19 protein-coding genes and 1 pseudogene are annotated in these 14693 nt (G+C 67.3%); 7 read left to right on the top strand and 13 right to left on the bottom strand.

Annotated elements, in window-relative coordinates:
- Positions 1-110: 110 nt before the first annotated feature.
- Genes EPO55_RS11090 through EPO55_RS11080 form a run of 3 tightly spaced genes read left to right on the top strand, consistent with a single transcriptional unit; the run spans position 111 to position 4192 of the window.
- Positions 111-2114: a mechanosensitive ion channel domain-containing protein gene (locus EPO55_RS11090; protein ID WP_296336844.1), complete on the top strand. Its 2004-nt coding sequence runs from the start codon at positions 111-113 to the stop codon at positions 2112-2114.
- Between the two features lie 30 nt (positions 2115-2144).
- Entirely contained in the window at positions 2145-3101 is a 957-nt protein-coding gene (locus tag EPO55_RS11085) for an aldo/keto reductase (RefSeq protein ID WP_296336843.1), read from the top strand.
- Between the two features lie 14 nt (positions 3102-3115).
- The gene (locus EPO55_RS11080) at positions 3116-4192 is read left to right on the top strand and encodes an MBL fold metallo-hydrolase (RefSeq protein ID WP_296336842.1); all 1077 of its coding nucleotides are present in this window, start codon (positions 3116-3118) and stop codon (positions 4190-4192) included.
- Positions 4193-4195: 3 nt separating this feature from the next.
- On the opposite strand, the gene EPO55_RS11075 is transcribed toward EPO55_RS11080, so the two are convergent.
- The 12 genes and pseudogenes from EPO55_RS11075 to EPO55_RS11025 form a co-directional block, all read right to left on the bottom strand.
- Positions 4196-5446: an MFS transporter gene (locus tag EPO55_RS11075; protein WP_296336840.1), complete on the bottom strand. Its 1251-nt coding sequence runs from the start codon at positions 5444-5446 to the stop codon at positions 4196-4198.
- Between the two features lie 75 nt (positions 5447-5521).
- The gene (locus EPO55_RS11070) at positions 5522-5884 is read right to left on the bottom strand and encodes a PRC-barrel domain-containing protein (RefSeq protein ID WP_296336839.1); all 363 of its coding nucleotides are present in this window, start codon (positions 5882-5884) and stop codon (positions 5522-5524) included.
- Between the two features lie 156 nt (positions 5885-6040).
- Positions 6041-6628, bottom strand: a complete 588-nt coding sequence (locus EPO55_RS11065; RefSeq protein ID WP_296336837.1) for a VTT domain-containing protein — start codon at positions 6626-6628, stop codon at positions 6041-6043.
- A 60-nt stretch (positions 6629-6688) separates the two neighbouring features.
- Positions 6689-7255 (bottom strand): hypothetical protein, encoded by a 567-nt coding sequence (locus EPO55_RS11060; RefSeq protein WP_296336835.1) that lies wholly within the window; start codon positions 7253-7255, stop codon positions 6689-6691.
- Between the two features lie 86 nt (positions 7256-7341).
- The gene (locus EPO55_RS11055; protein WP_296336834.1) at positions 7342-8418 is read right to left on the bottom strand and encodes a 2-oxoglutarate and iron-dependent oxygenase domain-containing protein; all 1077 of its coding nucleotides are present in this window, start codon (positions 8416-8418) and stop codon (positions 7342-7344) included.
- A 105-nt stretch (positions 8419-8523) separates the two neighbouring features.
- A complete protein-coding gene (locus tag EPO55_RS11050; protein ID WP_296336832.1) occupies positions 8524-8934 on the bottom strand; it encodes a thermonuclease family protein in 411 nt (136 codons plus the stop codon).
- 125 nt (positions 8935-9059) lie between these two features.
- A complete protein-coding gene (locus EPO55_RS11045) occupies positions 9060-9386 on the bottom strand; it encodes a TfoX/Sxy family protein (protein ID WP_296336831.1) in 327 nt (108 codons plus the stop codon).
- Between the two features lie 58 nt (positions 9387-9444).
- The gene (locus tag EPO55_RS11040) at positions 9445-9825 is read right to left on the bottom strand and encodes a hypothetical protein (RefSeq protein ID WP_296336830.1); all 381 of its coding nucleotides are present in this window, start codon (positions 9823-9825) and stop codon (positions 9445-9447) included.
- A pseudogene (locus EPO55_RS11035) lies at positions 9822-10214 on the bottom strand (redoxin domain-containing protein); the annotation flags it as partial. The pseudogene EPO55_RS11035 and the gene EPO55_RS11040, both read right to left, overlap by 4 nt.
- A 12-nt stretch (positions 10215-10226) precedes the next feature.
- Positions 10227-10475, bottom strand: coding sequence for a hypothetical protein (locus EPO55_RS26150; protein WP_363718910.1), 249 nt, complete (start codon positions 10473-10475; stop codon positions 10227-10229).
- A 3-nt stretch (positions 10476-10478) separates the two neighbouring features.
- Positions 10479-10904 (bottom strand): DUF1330 domain-containing protein, encoded by a 426-nt coding sequence (locus EPO55_RS11030; RefSeq protein WP_296336829.1) that lies wholly within the window; start codon positions 10902-10904, stop codon positions 10479-10481.
- Between the two features lie 9 nt (positions 10905-10913).
- Positions 10914-11516 (bottom strand): TetR/AcrR family transcriptional regulator, encoded by a 603-nt coding sequence (locus EPO55_RS11025; protein ID WP_296336828.1) that lies wholly within the window; start codon positions 11514-11516, stop codon positions 10914-10916.
- 150 nt (positions 11517-11666) lie between these two features.
- On the opposite strand from EPO55_RS11025, the gene EPO55_RS11020 reads away from it, so the two are divergent.
- A complete protein-coding gene (locus tag EPO55_RS11020) occupies positions 11667-11906 on the top strand; it encodes a DUF2798 domain-containing protein (protein ID WP_296336827.1) in 240 nt (79 codons plus the stop codon).
- Positions 11907-11951: 45 nt separating this feature from the next.
- Here the strand turns inward: EPO55_RS11020 and EPO55_RS11015 are convergent, their stop codons facing one another.
- Positions 11952-13106, bottom strand: coding sequence for a hypothetical protein (locus EPO55_RS11015; protein ID WP_296336826.1), 1155 nt, complete (start codon positions 13104-13106; stop codon positions 11952-11954).
- Between the two features lie 416 nt (positions 13107-13522).
- On the opposite strand from EPO55_RS11015, the gene EPO55_RS11010 reads away from it, so the two are divergent.
- From EPO55_RS11010 to EPO55_RS11000, 3 genes are all read left to right on the top strand, one after another.
- Positions 13523-13861 (top strand): hypothetical protein, encoded by a 339-nt coding sequence (locus EPO55_RS11010; RefSeq protein ID WP_296336825.1) that lies wholly within the window; start codon positions 13523-13525, stop codon positions 13859-13861.
- A gap of 37 nt (positions 13862-13898) precedes the next feature.
- Positions 13899-14243 carry a hypothetical protein gene (locus tag EPO55_RS11005; RefSeq protein ID WP_296336823.1) on the top strand — a complete coding sequence of 115 codons (345 nt, stop codon included), beginning with the start codon at positions 13899-13901 and terminating at the stop codon, positions 14241-14243.
- 99 nt (positions 14244-14342) lie between these two features.
- The gene (locus EPO55_RS11000) at positions 14343-14597 is read left to right on the top strand and encodes a hypothetical protein (protein WP_296336822.1); all 255 of its coding nucleotides are present in this window, start codon (positions 14343-14345) and stop codon (positions 14595-14597) included.
- The last annotated feature ends 96 nt before the right edge of the window (positions 14598-14693 follow it).

The raw sequence follows: 14693 nt of genomic DNA, 5'->3' as shown, positions 1-14693 counted from the left end.
CGGTCCTGCATGAGGCCAAGCATCGGGACGTCTCTCCTAGTGGGGGTCGTCTGGCGGGCCGTCGGCAATTGCCTTAGGCTTGTGGGCCATCCTTTGGGGGGAAATACACGATGCGGTCAATACGGGGTGTCGCAGTTGTGATGGGCAGCCTGGTCACCGTCTGGGGGCTCACGGCCGCTGCCGAGGTGGCCGAAGCCAAGACGAGCGGCGGCGGAGCAACGTTCCTCGAGGTCATCACCGGCCGCCTGGAACTCACGATCTCGCACTTTCCGGCACTGGCCGCCCATCTGGCGCGGTTGCCGGAGATCGTCGGGGGCCGCACGGCGCTGTTGCTGATTGGCATGATCGTCGCCGGCCTGGCGGCCGAGTACCTCGTGCGCTACCTCCTCAAGGGCGTGCGGCTCCGCGGGTTCGGACGCCTTGCCGCCGGCTCGGCCCTGCATGGCTTCTGGCGCGCGGTGCTGTTCGATGCCCTCGCCGTGGCGGCGTTCTGGGTGGCCGCCCGGCTGGTGCTCGGCCAAATCGGCGGCGGCGGCCAGAGCGTCGGCGGAAAGCTCGGCCAGATCCTCCTGATGGCGCTGATCTACTGGCGGGTGTTCAATCTGGTGTTTCTCGCCTGGCTGCGGCCCAGCGCGGCGGCCGGCCGCATCGCACCGGTCGACGACGTCACCGCGCGCGGCCTGTTGATCGGCCTCAACCTGATGGTCGTGCTGCCGCTCAGCGCCGACAAGCTCGGGGATATGCTGCTGGCGACCGGCGCCACCGCCGACGCGGTCCAGGTCGCCGACTTCTTCTACGTGGGTGTTATCGCCGTGGCGCTGATGGGCGTCGTCTGGCGCTGGCATCGTGAGATGGCGGCCTGGTTGACGGCAATGGTGCCGGAAGCCGGATTCGCCCGCCAGCTCAAGCTCGATATCGCCCGCAACTGGTGGATCGGCGGCCTGGTTTTCTACGGTCTGACCGGCGTGGCCGAACTCTACGGCGAACTGACCGGCAACGAAGCCGCACCGCGCGGCCTCGACGTGATCGAAGGCGCCGTGATCGCGCTCCTGCTGTTCGAGACGCTGATGCACCGCATCACCCGCCACATCGTGTCCGAACTGCCGATGGCGGGCGACGTGGTCGCCGACTGCGTGCGACTGGCCATCAGGCTCTTTGCCGTCATCGTCGTCGTCCAGGCCCTCATGGTGCAGGTCCTGGCGGCCTCGACCGCGGCTGAGTGGGCGGTCCATGATCGCGGCGCCAAGATCGCGGCGTTGAGCGCGGTGGCGATCTATGCGCTGTGGCGCTTCCTGCGCTACCGCATGGACTCCTACATCGCCTCCAATCCGCTGCCGTCGGCCGATGCGCCGGGCGAGTCCGAGGACGACGCCCAGGTGGCGGCGTCGCGGCTGCGCACCCTGATGCCGCTGCTGCGCGCCGTTTCCGGCGGCGTCATCGCCATCATCGGTACGTTGCTGGTGCTGTCCGAGCTCGGCGTCAACATCACGCCGCTGATCGCCGGCGCTTCGGTGCTGGGCCTCGCGGTGTCGTTCGGCAGCCAGTCGCTGGTGCGTGATGTCGTGTCGGGCGTGTTCTTCCTCGCCGAGGATTCGTTCCGCATCGGCGAGTATCTCGACTGCAGCAAGGTCAAGGGCACGGTCGAGGGTTTCAGCGTCCGCTCGCTCCGGCTGCGCCATCAGAACGGCCAGCTCCACATCGTGCCGTTCGGCCAGGTCGGCCACATCACCAACTTCAGCCGCGACTGGACGGTGGTGAAGTTCACCCTGGCCTTCATGCAGGGAACGGATATCGAGCTCTTGCGCAAGACGGTGAAGAAAATGGGCCTCGACATGATGGCGGAGCCGGCGTTCAAATCCGTCCTGATGCAGCCGCTCAAGATGCAGGGCGTCGTCGACATCAAGGACAGCAGCGTCATCGTGCGCTTCAAGTACATGGCGCGGCCGAACAATCCCGGCATCGTTCAGCGCGTCGCCGTCCGCCGCATGTACGATACATTCCCGGGGCTCGGCATCCAGTTCGCCCAGGCAACCACGTTCCAGATGCCGGCGGCGTTCGCGCCGCAGTCCCCGCCGGCGCCAGCACCGGCGCCGGCCGCCAAGGCCGCCGAATAGCAGATCACGCACGAGCAATGGAGAGATGAAATGGAAAAGCGCAAACTCGGAAAGTCGGGCATCGAATTCGCCCCCATCGCCTTCGGTGGCAACGTCTTCGGCTGGACCGCCGACGAGGCGACTTCGCACAAACTGCTCGACGCCTTCGTCGATGCCGGCTTCTCCTTCATCGACACCGCCGACGTCTATTCGCGCTGGGTGCCGGGCCACAAGGGTGGCGAGTCCGAGACCATCATCGGCAACTGGCTGAAGAAGGATCCGGCCAAGCGCAAGAAAGTCCAGATCGCCACCAAGTGCGGCATGGAGATGCCTGCCGTGGGACAAGGTCTGTCGCGCGCGCACATCGTGAAGTCGGTCGACGCGTCCCTGAAGCGCCTCAATACCGACCGCATCGATCTCTTCCAGTCGCACAAGGACGATGCGGCGACGCCGCAGGAGGAGACGCTCTCGACCTACGGCGAGTTGGTGAAGGCGGGCAAGCTCGGCGCCATCGGCGCCTCCAACTTCGACGCCAAGCGCCTGGCCGAGGCCGCAGCCATCTCCAAGGCCAAGGGCCTGCCGCGCTACGAGAGCCTGCAGCCGCATTATAACCTGATGGAACGTGGCCTGTTCGAGGGCGAGCTCGAGAACGAGTGCCTGAAGGAGGGCATCGGCGTCATCCCGTACTATTCGCTGGCCAGCGGGTTCCTGAGCGGCAAGTACCGCTCCGAGGCCGATGTCGGCGACGCCAAGCGCGGCGGCGGCGTGAAGAAGTACATCAACCCGAAGGGCATGGCGGTGCTGAAGGCGCTCGACGATGCGGCGAAGAAGACCGGCTCCAACCCGACGCAGGTGGCGCTGGCCTGGCTGATGCAGAGGAAGTCGATCACCGCGCCGATCGTGAGCGCCACCAGCCTGCAGCAGCTGAAGGACCTGATCGCCTCGCCCGGCATCAAGCTCGATCCCGAGTCGGTCGCCGCCCTCGACAAGGCAAGCGCGCCGGCCTGAGGCGGGAGCGGCGCATGCTCGTCTTCCGCCAGCTCTTCGATCCGACCTCGTCGACCTACACTTATCTTCTGGGGTGCAGTGTCTCGGGCGAGGCGGTGCTGATCGATCCGGTGTTCGAGCAGGTGAGGCGCGACGCCGCCCTCATTGCCGAACTCGGGCTGAAACTCCTGTGGACGCTCGACACCCACGTCCATGCCGATCATGTGACCGGCGCCTGGCTCCTGAAGAAGAAGCTCGGCGCCGGCATCGCGCTCTCGGCCCAGAGCGGCGCCGAAGGTGCGGACCGTCTGCTGGCCGATGGCGACCGCATCGCCTTCGGCAAGCGGAGCCTCGAAGTGCGCGCCACGCCCGGCCACACCAACGGCTGCGTCACCTACGTGCTCGACGACGAGAGCATGGCCTTCACCGGGGACTGCGTGCTGATCCGCGGCTCCGGCCGCACCGATTTCCAGCAGGGTGACGCCCGTGCGCTCTACCGCTCGGTGCGGGCGCGCGTCTTCTCGCTGCCCGATTCCTGCCTGCTCTATCCGGCGCACGACTACCGCGGCCTCACCGTCACCAGCGTGGCCGAGGAGAAGAAATTCAATCCGCGGCTGGGCGGCGAGATCGCCGAGGCCGACTATGCCGGCTACATGAAGAACCTCGACCTGCCGCACCCGAAGAAGATCGACGAGGCGGTGCCGGCCAACCTGCGTTGCGGGCGGCCGGGCAACGAGGCCGGTGCGCTGCCCGACGATCCGGCGTGGGCACCGCTGCGCTTCACCTTCTCGGGCGTGTGGGAAGTCGAGCCCAATTGGCTGGAGGAGAATCTCTCGAAGGTGCGCGTGCTCGACGTGCGCGAGCCGGCGGAGTTCACCGGCCCGCTCGGCCACATCCGCGGCGCCACCCTGATCCCGCTGGGCGAGCTCGCGGCCCGAGCCCAGGAACTGCCGCGCGACAAGCCGATCGTCGCCGTCTGCCGTGCCGGCAGCCGCTCGGCCCATGCCACCGCGATCCTGCAGAAGGCGGGGGTTGCCGACTTCGCCAACCTGCCCGGCGGCATGCTGCGCTGGCGTGCCGAGGGCCGCGCCGTCGAGGGCGGCGCGGCCTAGCGACTACTTGTCGAGGTAGCTTTCGCGAAACGTGAGGATGCTGGCGAAGGAGATCGCCGCCGCCGCCATCATCATGAAGGCGGGGCTCAGGTCCATCACGGTGCGGTCGATCAGCCAGGCGGCGGCAAGCGGCGTCAGCCCGCCCATGATGCCGAAGGCGATGTTGTAGCCCAGCGAGATCGCGGTGCAGCGCACGCCCTCGGGAGTCGCCTCGACCATGATCGCCGGCATGATGCCGAGCACCGTGCCCAGGATCAGCACCAGGCCCGCCTCGCCCAGCAGGATCATCGCCGGCTGGGGATGGTGCATCAGCCAGAACAGCGGCAGCGCGCCGACGAAACCCGCCGCCGTGGCCGCCAGCAGGAGCTTCTTGCGGCCGATTCGGTCGGAGAGCCAACCCATGCCCCACATCACCGGCAGCAGCAGCAGCATGCTGACGGTGTTGAAGCCGAGCGCCTGCGCCGGCGCGAGCCCATCGACGCTCTGCAGCCAGCTCACGACATAGAGAAACGCCAGGTAGAAGCCGACGGCGTTGAAGGCAGCGAGCCCTGCCAGCCGCGCCACCAGCCGCCCGTGATGGCGCAGCGTTTCGACCAGGGGAGGCGCGCCGTGCACGGCGGACGCCCCGCGCGGCGTCTCGACGATGTGGCGGCGCAGGAAATAGCCCGCCACTCCGACCAGCAGTCCCAGCAGGAACGGCAGGCGCCAGCCCCAGGCTTCCAGCGCCGCTGCCGGCATCGCCGCCGCCAGCAGCGCGCCCACCGCCGAACCCGACAGCATGCCGAGGTTGGCGCCGCACGAGGCCAGCGCCCCGATCGCGCCACGGCGGCCGGGCCCGGCGCGCTCGACCAGGAACACGAAGGCGGTCGTGGCCTCGCCGCCGACCGACAGGCCCTGCACCACGCGGAGCAGGGTGAGCAGGACCGGTGCCGCCACGCCCAGCACCTCGTAGCCCGGCAGCACGCCCACCAGGAAGGTCGGCACCGCCATCGCCATCACCGAGAAGGTGAGGGCGGCGCGGCGGCCGAAGCGGTCGGCGATGTGGCCGACCACGATGCCGCCCAGCGGCCGCATCAGGTAGCCGACGGCAAAGATGCCGAACGCCGCCAGCATCTGCGCAACAGGGCTTTCGACGGGAAAGAAGGTGCGGCCGATGGTGGCGGCGAAATAGCCGTAGATGGCGAAATCGTACCACTCGAGCACGTTGCCGATCGTGCCGGCGGCGATGAGGCGGCGGGTGTTGGGCGGAGTCATCGCTCGACTATGGCATAGGCAAGCGAAACGGACGCCCCCGAGGGAGCGCCCGTCGCAGTCCGCGGTGTGGACCGCCTACAGCCAGTAAGTCGGCACGCCGTAGTACTTGTCGACCTTGCGGCCGTAGTCCGGCGTCCACGAGAAGTCGTTGTCGTAGCTCGGGGCGCCTTCGAGCGTCTTCTTGTCGAGGTTCACGACATAGCCCTCCTTGCTGGTGTCGTACTTCAGGCTCGACCACGGCAGCGGATGGTGTTTGTCGCCGATGCCGAGGAAGCCGCCGAACGACATCACGGCATAGATCGCCTTGCCACTGACCTTGTCGATCATGATGTCTTCGACACTGCCCAGCTTGTCGCCCTTGGGATTGTAGACGTTGGTGCCGTTCACCTTCTCGGCGGCGATCAACGTGCCCGACGTGATCGTGGTGGCGTCTGCCATGCTTCAGTCTCCTGGGTTTGGTGTGGCGTCCGCGGTCAGCCGCGGACTATGGGGCAAACGCCGTCCCGCGGGACGGGTTGCATTACATTTCGGCGCGCATTCCTCGCGCAATTTGTTCATTGTATTCTCCCCCATGAAGGGGAACCCGAAGGAGAGTCAGCCCCGCTCGATCACCCGCTCGAGCCGCCGGCTCAGCGCCCAGGCCAATACAAGGAACACCAGCAGCAGCCCGACGCCGAGGCCCGACGAGGCGTTGCTGAGCGTCTTCTCCGAGACGAAGCCGAAGGCATAGCCGCTGCCGACAGTGGCGGCCGACCACACCCCCGCCGCTACGAAGTTGAGCGCCAGGAAGCGCGGCCATGGCAGGCTCGAGGCGCCATAGGCAAAGCCCGCGATGCCGCGAATGCCGTAGGGATAGCGGTGGACCAGGACCATCCAGGCATAGTGCCGGTCGGCGAGCCGAGCCACGAGCCGCACCGCACGCTCGACGCGCGGCCAGCGGCCGAGCCAGCGGGTACCGAAGCGCCGCCCGACCCAGAAGCGCACGATGTCGCCTGCGAAGCTGCCGGCCCAGCACACGCCGATGAGCGGCCCCAGTTCGAAGGCGCCACCCTGTGCCGCGTAGCCCGCGAAGATCGCCACCAGCAGCATGTGCGCGGCGGCGTAGGCGAACATGAAGCTGTACGCCGCCTCGCCGTGGTGGCGGATGATGTCGAGCAGGGACGCGAGATCGGTGGGGATCATGGCTCTCCCTACCGGAGCGCTTGCCCTGCCTCAACCGTCAAGCGCCGCCGCGTTCCGTGCCTACCGGAACCGGTCTTCCAGTTCCGACCAGCGCGACTGGCCTTCCTTGAACACGACCAGGAACAGTTCGCGAAACAGGCGCTCGATGCGCGGATCGCCCGGGCCCGAGGCGTCGGTCCAGGCCGTGGTGTAGGACAGCATGCGGTCGTTCCGGCAATAGATCGCATAGACGTAGAACACGCCGGGCTTGCCGGGGCGGAAGCGCGCCGGTTCGCCCGCGCACACCGGATCGGCGTTGAGGTTGAGCGCCGGATCGAACACCAGCACCAGCCGGTAGTCGGGGCTGGGCGGCGGCGAGGGCCGGTCGTAGGTGAAGGTGAGGGCCGGCCGCGGCTTGGCCGATTGCATCATCGGCAGCAGCGTGGCCGCCACCGTGGCTGGATCGACATTGGGGAAGGGATTGCCCGCCAGCACGACCTGGAACGGCTTGTTGTCGGTGGCGGACCAGAACTCGCGATAGTCGTACTGCGGCGCGTAATAGGCGCCGCCGACTGTTGCGGCGAGGGCGAGGGCCGGCAGGGCGGCCATGGCGGCCAGCGTGGCGGCGATCCGGCGGCGAAGACGCATGGGAGACTCCTAGGTTGAGCAACGCTACTGCCCGGGAGTCTGGCGGCGCAAATCAGGCTTCCGTGAGCTTTGGCGTGTGCGTCAAATCACCCCTGCCAGCGTGACGTGGCGCGCGCGCCGGGCGCGATCTCGTCCTCGGAGCGCACCGGCACCTTGGCCATGTGGCTGTAGCGCTGGGCCGCGAACCACAGCGCATAGTCGCCAAACCTGATCGGCGGATACTTCGCCGGCCGCACGACCGACTGGCAGGACGGCAGGCACTCGATCATCGTGTCGTGGTCGGGGTCGCAGAAGAACGGGATGGCGTAGCGGATCTGGCTCGAGACGTTGCGCACGCGGTGCGGCGTCGACAAGAACCGCTCGTTGGTCCAACGGTGGAGGATATCGCCGCCATTGACCACGAAGGCGTCCTCGACGCCCGGCGCGTCCATCCAGCGCCCGTCGGGCAGCAGGATCGACAGGCCAGGCACCTTGTTGGGCGGCAGCAGCGTCATGAACCCTGAGTCGGTGTGCGGCACCAAGCTCTCGACGCTCTCGTCGGCGCCGTCGATCAGCGGATAGCGCGACATGCGCAGGATCATGTGCGGTTTGGCGAAGCATCTGTCGAAGAAGCTCTCCGGCAGGTCGAGCGCCAGCGCATAGAGCTTCACCAGTCTCTGGCAGAGCGCTTCCAGGGTGGCGATGTAGGCCAGCGTCGTCTCGCGAAAGCCGGGCAGGTCCGCGGGCCATTTGTTGGGTGCGTGGAAACGCCGGCCCGACAGCACGTCGGGATCGTCGGCAGGGCGCTCGCGACGCAGGAAGTAGGCCTCGTTTTGACTGGGCTTCTTGCCCTGGGTGGCGGCGTTGCGCGGCGCCTCGCTGGCGATCGGCATGAAGCCGATATTGTGCTCGTCGACCTTGACCGCGAGCTTGGCTTCGGTCGGCATGGCGTGGAAGCGCGCCGCGGCGGCGTAGGTGTCGTCGATCATCTTCCGCGCCACGCCGTGGCCGGATAGATAGTAGAAACCGACATGCTCGAACGCAAAGCGCAATTCGACGGCGGCGCGCTCGGCAGCCCCCGGCTTGCCGGCGAGGTAGTCCGCGACATCGATCAGTGGAATCTCGCCGCCGATCATCGTTGGCTTCACCGGCACACCTGCGGCGGAATGGATGGCTGTCAGCATCGCTCGACCTCCGGACCTGCGATCGCGCAAACGCTAGCACGCGCGTCAGGAACGCGGCAAATGCGCCGGCCATGGCGTTCGTGCGGCGCATGGCACGCATGCCTGTCACCGCTCCTCACACCACCCGCGCCGCCGCTCGCCGCCATACCACCGCGCGAGTCCGTTCCTCACCAGCAGCCCACCCAGATCCTCGCCGTCGATCGTGACGGTGGCGAGCACGCGGCGGTATTTGTCGAGCTTGCCGGTCGGGAACACGGCCACCGTGCGCGTGTTCACCTGTTCGCGCACGAAGTCGGTGGCGCGGTTGCCCCAGTCCAGCTCCTGGGCGCATTGCGCCCGCGAGCCGGTTTCCGGTGTGTCGGCGTTGGCCAATCGCACGCGCGTCGGAAAACCTTCGAGCAGCAACTCGTAGGTGTCGCCGTCGAGCACCCGCAACAACGGTCCGGCTGTTTCCGCCGATCCCGGACGCGGGACGAGTAGCGCCACGCCGGCCAAGAGGAGGAGCAGCCAGCGCATGCCGCGTCATGGATGTCGATCGCGGCTTCGCGGAGGCGCTGAAGTGCTGGCAGTGCATGCAGAGGCACGAGCAAGAATGATCGCGAGAGCTCAAGAGTCGAGCGAGTCGTCTGCGCGCGGGCGGGCTATTTGGGTGGCAGGGTGCCCACGAAGCGGGTGGCGAGATCGATCCAGCGCCGCAGCTCGGCCTCGGGCGCGGTCCTGGCGTCGACCCAGACGAAACCACGCATCGGCCGGCCGGTGATATCCATCGGGCGCGCGCCCGGCCGCGACAGCGCTTCCGTCTCGAGCGCCGGGCCGACCCTGAACATGTAGCGTCCGACCTCAACGCCGCACATCATGTTGCCGCGCAGCATCCAGCAGATGCCGCCGAACATTTTCTTTTCGGAGATGCCGCGGCGGCGCTTCATCGCACCGCGCATGCGGTCGGCCAGATCGGCGTCGAACGGCATCGCTGTCTCCTCTGGTTCGTGGCTCGTGCGCGGGCGGACCGGTCTGGCCGGAGCGTGCTCAGGCTGGCCGGGTGATCCGGTGGGTCGTGGCACCATCCTCCGAGATGGCTGCATGCTCGAAGCCCGCTTCGACCTGCCAGTCGGTCAGGCTGACGCCGCCGCCCTTCTGCGGCAAGACCCTGGCGGCCGCGACGCGACACGCGGTGCCGCCCCGGCTGACATAGACGACGACACAGCCGTCGCCCGTCTCGACGGTCAGTTCCGCTGCCCGTACCAGAACGGCGCCGGTGTGGGCTCCGAGCAGCGGCGCATTGGACGGATGATCCACGACCAGACGCAACGCGCCGTCCCGCGTGTAGAGTCCGGCGTGCTGGTCCCGGCAGAGGCTGATCGAGTCGTTCCGGGTGGTGACTCGATCGGCCCTGGCTGCCTTGCTCATTCCGCGGCGACCTTGCGCAATGCGTCGAGCGTCGTCTCCGGCTCGGGCCGGTACCGGTAGTCCGGGTCGGCCTGGACGAATCGCACGAAGCCGTGGCCGTCGATGACGAACCGCGCCGGAACCGGCAGGCGCCACGACGGATCGCCGTTGCGAACCGCGAGGTCGTTGCCGAAGCCGAGATACACCGCCCTGAGATCATCGGGCAGGACGAAAGCAAGGCCGAAGGCCTCGGCAGCCGTCGACTTCTCGTCCCAGACGATGGGAAAGGTGAGCTTCTGTTTGGCGGCCATGTCCGCCGTGCGCGCCGGCAACTCGGGCGAGATCACGACGAGCGAGGCGCCGATGCCCGCAATGTCGGCGTAGATGGTCTGCAGAGCGTCCAGCTCATGCCTGCAATAGGGTCACCACGATCCCCGGAAGAACGACAGGACCAGGGGGCCGCCGGCGAGAAGCTCGACCGACGAGACCCGGCGGCCGTCGTGGTTGGCCAGTTCGAAGGCGGGCGCAGGTTTGCCGACCGGCACGATGCGGTCGAGGATCCCGGACTTCCGCAGATCGTCCGTCGCGCGATGCATGATCGCCGCCCGCTCGGGCGGAATCCGTCCCGCGCTCGCCGCGCGGGTTTCCGCCAGCTTGTCTGCCAGGGACATGATCTACTCCTTCGTTCGGGGTGAGGTCAGCTTGTTGTAGGTCTCGCGGATCGCGAGGATCGTGTGCGCGGCGCAGCCGTTCTCGCGCTCGAGGTTGGCCCTCGCGTAGTCGGCCGATGTCATCATGGCGATGAAGGCGGCTCGCGACGGATAGTGGACCAGCGCCACGTAATCCCACTGGTTCTCCTTTGCCGGGCCGAGCGCCACGGCCTCTGCCGTTCCGGTCCAGACGATGGTGCCGCCCTGGGCCTTGATCGTCCTGATGGCGAGCGCGCTGTAGCGCAGGTAGGCGTCCCAACCGGTGCCGTTGCCGTCGAGCGAGCGTTCGCGAAAGCGCATCAGGTTGAGCATGACGACCGGCGCGTCGTCCGGCAGGGCGGACAGGGCCTCCAGATTGAGATGCTCGACGGTCGCGACACGGTCGTTCATGGCTTGCCTTCAGGCTTTCGATATTGCCGGCACGTTCAACAGGTCGAGCGCCGGGCGGACGACGCTGTCGAGAAGCGCGCGGTCGGGTCTGGTGCGCGCCAGTACCCGGATCCCCAGCAGGATGCCCAGCAGATGGGCCGAGACACCTGCCGCATCGATGTCGCGCGGCACCTGTCCGGCGCGGCGGGCGGCCTCGATGTTGCGCTGGAAGAAGGCACGGATTTCCTCGAGGTAGCCGGCAACGACCTTGCCGATTTCGGCATCGTGCGGGGCGACGTCGAGTGCCGAGTTGACCAGCAGGCAACCCTTGCGCGCACGGTCCTTCAGGGACCGGTCGATGATCTCGGCGAGAAAGGCTTCGATCGCCTGCCTGGGCTGGCCGGCCGCCTCGTGCCTGGCGATGCGCTCGCGCGACGAGCGGTTGGCGTAGCGCTCCAGTGCCGCCACGAACAGGGCGCGTTTTCCGCCGTAGGCGTTGTAGAGGCTGGCGCCACCAATGCCCATGTGCGCCGCCAGGTCGCGCACCGACGTCGCCTCATAGCCGCGCGCCCAGAAGCAGTCGACGGCGCCGTCGATGGCTTTGTCCTGGTCGAATTCCTTCAGGCGGCCCATTCCGCGAACTAATCATCATTCTAGAGCGTTCGCTACAAAAAACTGGAATGTCATCATGGCATAATGCTTGCTGTTCGACGTCTGCGGTGCCGAGGCGACGGCTCATCGCGCCGCGTCACGGCGTCTCCCGGGTGATCGAGAGGACAGAGGATGTTGGGCATTCCCAGGCGCTATGGACACTTCGTCTTTGCTGTCATCCAGTCCGGCATGACCTCCGCCATTGCCGCCGCCATCGCGAGCGCGCCATTTCTCGACGACTCCACTTTCGTGATCCACTGGCTCGGTTCGTGGTTGGTGGCCTGGACCGTCATGGCTCCGATCGTGCTCCTTGCCGCACCGATCATTCGACGTCTCGTCCTCGCCCTGACGATCGTCTCTGAACCGGACTAGAGGAAGAGCGGCCGCTGCTTGGGGCGTCGGCTCGCGCCGTTGTCGTCACGGCCGCGGGTTGATCACCGCTTCCCTGTCATGAAGGTAGAGCCCGCGGCAGTCCTTGGGCGCCGACCAGTTGGGATGCGACCACTTGGTCGGCCGCCGGATGGCGACGGCGTATTTGTTGGGATCGTCCGGCGAGAGGCTGACGAAGCATTGCATGTCCTCGCCGCCGCTGCGGTAGCCGCTCACCTCGAACACCGGGCCCACGATCTCCGGTAGGCGCACGCCGGCGGCGCGGAGATCGGCGTAGAGCCTGTCGATCGCGCGCTCGTCGCGCATCACCGGGTAGGAGGCGAACTGGTCGGACAGGGCGCCGTTCACCTTCAGCGACGACATGTTCTGCTGGATGTTCTCCAGCATGTAGCGCTTGGCCTGCCGCGGCGTCAGCGCCCGCACCTGCGCGGGCGCCGACGGATCGGTCCAGCCGGTCGAGTGGTTGCAGATGTTGATGGCCTGCTCGGCCGCGCTGATGGCGGGGCGGGCGAGGGCGATGGGGCATACTTTGAGGGTGAGGAATTCCTCGGTGGTGTTCACATAGGCGAAGGCGTCCTGCGGCTTGGTCATCATCGCGGCTACAAACCGGGGATCGATGCCGAGGTCGGCGGCATAGAGCATTACCGCCGTGGTCGCGGCCCGGGCTTCGGTGAAACCCTGGCGCCGGCCCTGCAACGGATCGTCGGTGGTCGGCGCCTGGGCGCTGTTGGGGTTGAGGTAGAAGGCGTGGAAGCCCAGCTTGGCGCCGACTTCGAGGCGGTGGCTCGGCGTTCTTTCGGAAGATCCATGTGTCGAGGTACCGCCGAGGAAGGCGAGCGCACAGGCCGACAGGCAGATGTCTTTTTTGCGCACGACGGTGGCGACATTGTAGTCGCGAAACAGGTAGCCGATCCTGAGGCCTTCGTTCAGGTCGCCGCCCAGGCTGGAGAGCTCGACCGTGGCCAGCGGCGCGTCGGGGGACACCTTCGACTGGCCTTTCAGGCGCGCGAGGAGCTGCCGCATCGCGTCGGCGTCGCCCTGCCTGAAGGGTCCCTGCAGTCGGATCATGACCGCGAGGCCGGGGCCCGGCCCTGTCTTGACCTCGATGTCCGCGGCCTGCGCCGCGGCTACGCACAGGAACAGCAGGCTTGCCGACAAGCCTCCGACGATGGACTGCCTCATCTCCATACCCTTTACGCCAGGACCACAGGATCGCTTCCAGGGTACGGCGCGCACCGCCCGACGGACGGGACACGCGGGATCACAGGGGTGTGAGCGGTCCGCGGTCAGCAGGGGGGGCCAGCACATGCCGCGTCATGGGCGTCGATCGCGGCTTCGCGGAGGTGCCGGCAGGCGAGGCTGCGGTACTCACCGCCTTGCTCTTGCTCCAGGAGTTGGGTGATGCGCGGCCGGCGCTTGGTGTTGGCAGCCTTCCGCCACCGCAAGAGTTGGCTTCAGCGAGGCTGAAAGCGGTGTCCCTTGATTCCGCTGCACTTCTGGGGTCGTCTCAAGAGCGGTTTCCGGGAAGGGCTGTGCCGCGTACCACGTGCCACGCGCAGTCATTTGGTCGGAAGCTTCGGCAACCAAGGGAGGTCCATATGCGCGTGATTCATTTCGCCGCGATATGTCTGGCTCTGGCGTTCGCCTCTTCGACATCATCCTTCGCGCAGACCGATCGAACGAAGCCCGCCGGCACCGCGGATACGACGCCACAAGCCGGCACGGCAGCACCCTCGACAACGACGGCCAGGCCTTCCGGCACGACCCGGCCGCCTCGGGCGACCGGCGCACAGGTGGCAACGCCCATGACGGAAGGCGAGTGCGGCAACCTTGGCGGTTCCGTAATCGGCGGCGTCAACGCCTGCCTCAGCGGCAAGGCTTGCCAGACCACGGGCGAGGACAAGCAGGTCCATGCCGTCTGCATTACGAAGCAGTGACCGGAATGCGATACCGGATCGGATCAGGGAGGATGACATGCGCTTGAACACTCTTGCGGCGGTTTGCCTTGCTGGAACGTTGGCTGTCTCGGGTTCCGTTTTCGCGCAGGCGGATCGGACCAAGCCCGCCGGTGCGGCGGGGACGACGTCAGGAACCACACTGGGACCCACGGTGGCGCCTTCGGCAACGACGACCGCACCCACCGGCCCGGGCCGGCCGTCCCGGGCGCCGGGAGGGCTGACCGCGCTGCCCTTGACCGACGCCGAATGCAAGGGGTTGGGCGGCAAGCTCGCGCCGAGCGATACCTGCGCAACGGGAAGGGATTGCATCCGCGCCGATCAGGACGGCGTGCTGCATCACTCCTGCATTACGGTCAAATAGCAGGGGCCGGCGTGGCCGGGTTGCGTTTCCCCTGCGAATCCGGGGCGAAGATGGGTCCATGAAAAACGAATGAAATCATGATGTTGTCACAGAGTCTTCATGGCGTCGCCAAGGCCGGGGGTGTTCAATGGCGCCATGCAGCCAATCGACATCGCCGACACCCTGGACCGCTTCCAATGGGACGCCCTGCGGGCGCTGGGCGCCCCATCTCCCGACCCCAGCCGCCTCTGCGGCGCCGCCGTCGAACAGCTCCTGCGATCGGACCTGCTCGAACTGCGCGACGACCGCCCCGCGATCACGCCTAAAGGCCGCCAGGTGATGGTCTACGGCTCGCCGCGCCTGTGGAATTCATAAGGGCGCCGCCGCGCGTGGCCGCCCCCGTGCCCTATAGCGGGATGACTTGAGGTTCGGACTCCGTTTTCGGGTTCTTCCGGACCGCTCGCATCCCGC

The organism is Reyranella sp., from assembly GCF_004296935.1.
GTDB lineage: Bacteria > Pseudomonadota > Alphaproteobacteria > Reyranellales > Reyranellaceae > Reyranella.
The sequence above is the reverse complement of the archived record's forward strand: the minus strand, read 5'-3'. Positions and strand labels throughout refer to the sequence as shown.

Excerpts from the sequence above, each read along its gene's own strand:
- EPO55_RS11090 (WP_296336844.1), top strand. The coding sequence starts at position 111 with ATGCGGTCAATACGGGGTGTCGCAGTTGTGATGGGCAGCCTGGTCACC.
- EPO55_RS11085 (WP_296336843.1), top strand. The coding sequence starts at position 2,145 with ATGGAAAAGCGCAAACTCGGAAAGTCGGGCATCGAATTCGCCCCCATC.
- EPO55_RS11080 (WP_296336842.1), top strand. The coding sequence starts at position 3,116 with ATGCTCGTCTTCCGCCAGCTCTTCGATCCGACCTCGTCGACCTACACT.
- EPO55_RS11075 (WP_296336840.1), bottom strand. The coding sequence starts at position 5,446 with ATGACTCCGCCCAACACCCGCCGCCTCATCGCCGCCGGCACGATCGGC.
- EPO55_RS11070 (WP_296336839.1), bottom strand. The coding sequence starts at position 5,884 with ATGGCAGACGCCACCACGATCACGTCGGGCACGTTGATCGCCGCCGAG.
- EPO55_RS11065 (WP_296336837.1), bottom strand. The coding sequence starts at position 6,628 with ATGATCCCCACCGATCTCGCGTCCCTGCTCGACATCATCCGCCACCAC.
- EPO55_RS11060 (WP_296336835.1), bottom strand. The coding sequence starts at position 7,255 with ATGCGTCTTCGCCGCCGGATCGCCGCCACGCTGGCCGCCATGGCCGCC.
- EPO55_RS11055 (WP_296336834.1), bottom strand. The coding sequence starts at position 8,418 with ATGCTGACAGCCATCCATTCCGCCGCAGGTGTGCCGGTGAAGCCAACG.
- EPO55_RS11050 (WP_296336832.1), bottom strand. The coding sequence starts at position 8,934 with ATGCGCTGGCTGCTCCTCCTCTTGGCCGGCGTGGCGCTACTCGTCCCG.
- EPO55_RS11045 (WP_296336831.1), bottom strand. The coding sequence starts at position 9,386 with ATGCCGTTCGACGCCGATCTGGCCGACCGCATGCGCGGTGCGATGAAG.
- EPO55_RS11040 (WP_296336830.1), bottom strand. The coding sequence starts at position 9,825 with ATGAGCAAGGCAGCCAGGGCCGATCGAGTCACCACCCGGAACGACTCG.
- EPO55_RS26150 (WP_363718910.1), bottom strand. The coding sequence starts at position 10,475 with ATGTCCCTGGCAGACAAGCTGGCGGAAACCCGCGCGGCGAGCGCGGGA.
- EPO55_RS11030 (WP_296336829.1), bottom strand. The coding sequence starts at position 10,904 with ATGAACGACCGTGTCGCGACCGTCGAGCATCTCAATCTGGAGGCCCTG.
- EPO55_RS11025 (WP_296336828.1), bottom strand. The coding sequence starts at position 11,516 with ATGGGCCGCCTGAAGGAATTCGACCAGGACAAAGCCATCGACGGCGCC.
- EPO55_RS11020 (WP_296336827.1), top strand. The coding sequence starts at position 11,667 with ATGTTGGGCATTCCCAGGCGCTATGGACACTTCGTCTTTGCTGTCATC.
- EPO55_RS11015 (WP_296336826.1), bottom strand. The coding sequence starts at position 13,106 with ATGAGGCAGTCCATCGTCGGAGGCTTGTCGGCAAGCCTGCTGTTCCTG.
- EPO55_RS11010 (WP_296336825.1), top strand. The coding sequence starts at position 13,523 with ATGCGCGTGATTCATTTCGCCGCGATATGTCTGGCTCTGGCGTTCGCC.
- EPO55_RS11005 (WP_296336823.1), top strand. The coding sequence starts at position 13,899 with ATGCGCTTGAACACTCTTGCGGCGGTTTGCCTTGCTGGAACGTTGGCT.
- EPO55_RS11000 (WP_296336822.1), top strand. The coding sequence starts at position 14,343 with ATGGCGTCGCCAAGGCCGGGGGTGTTCAATGGCGCCATGCAGCCAATC.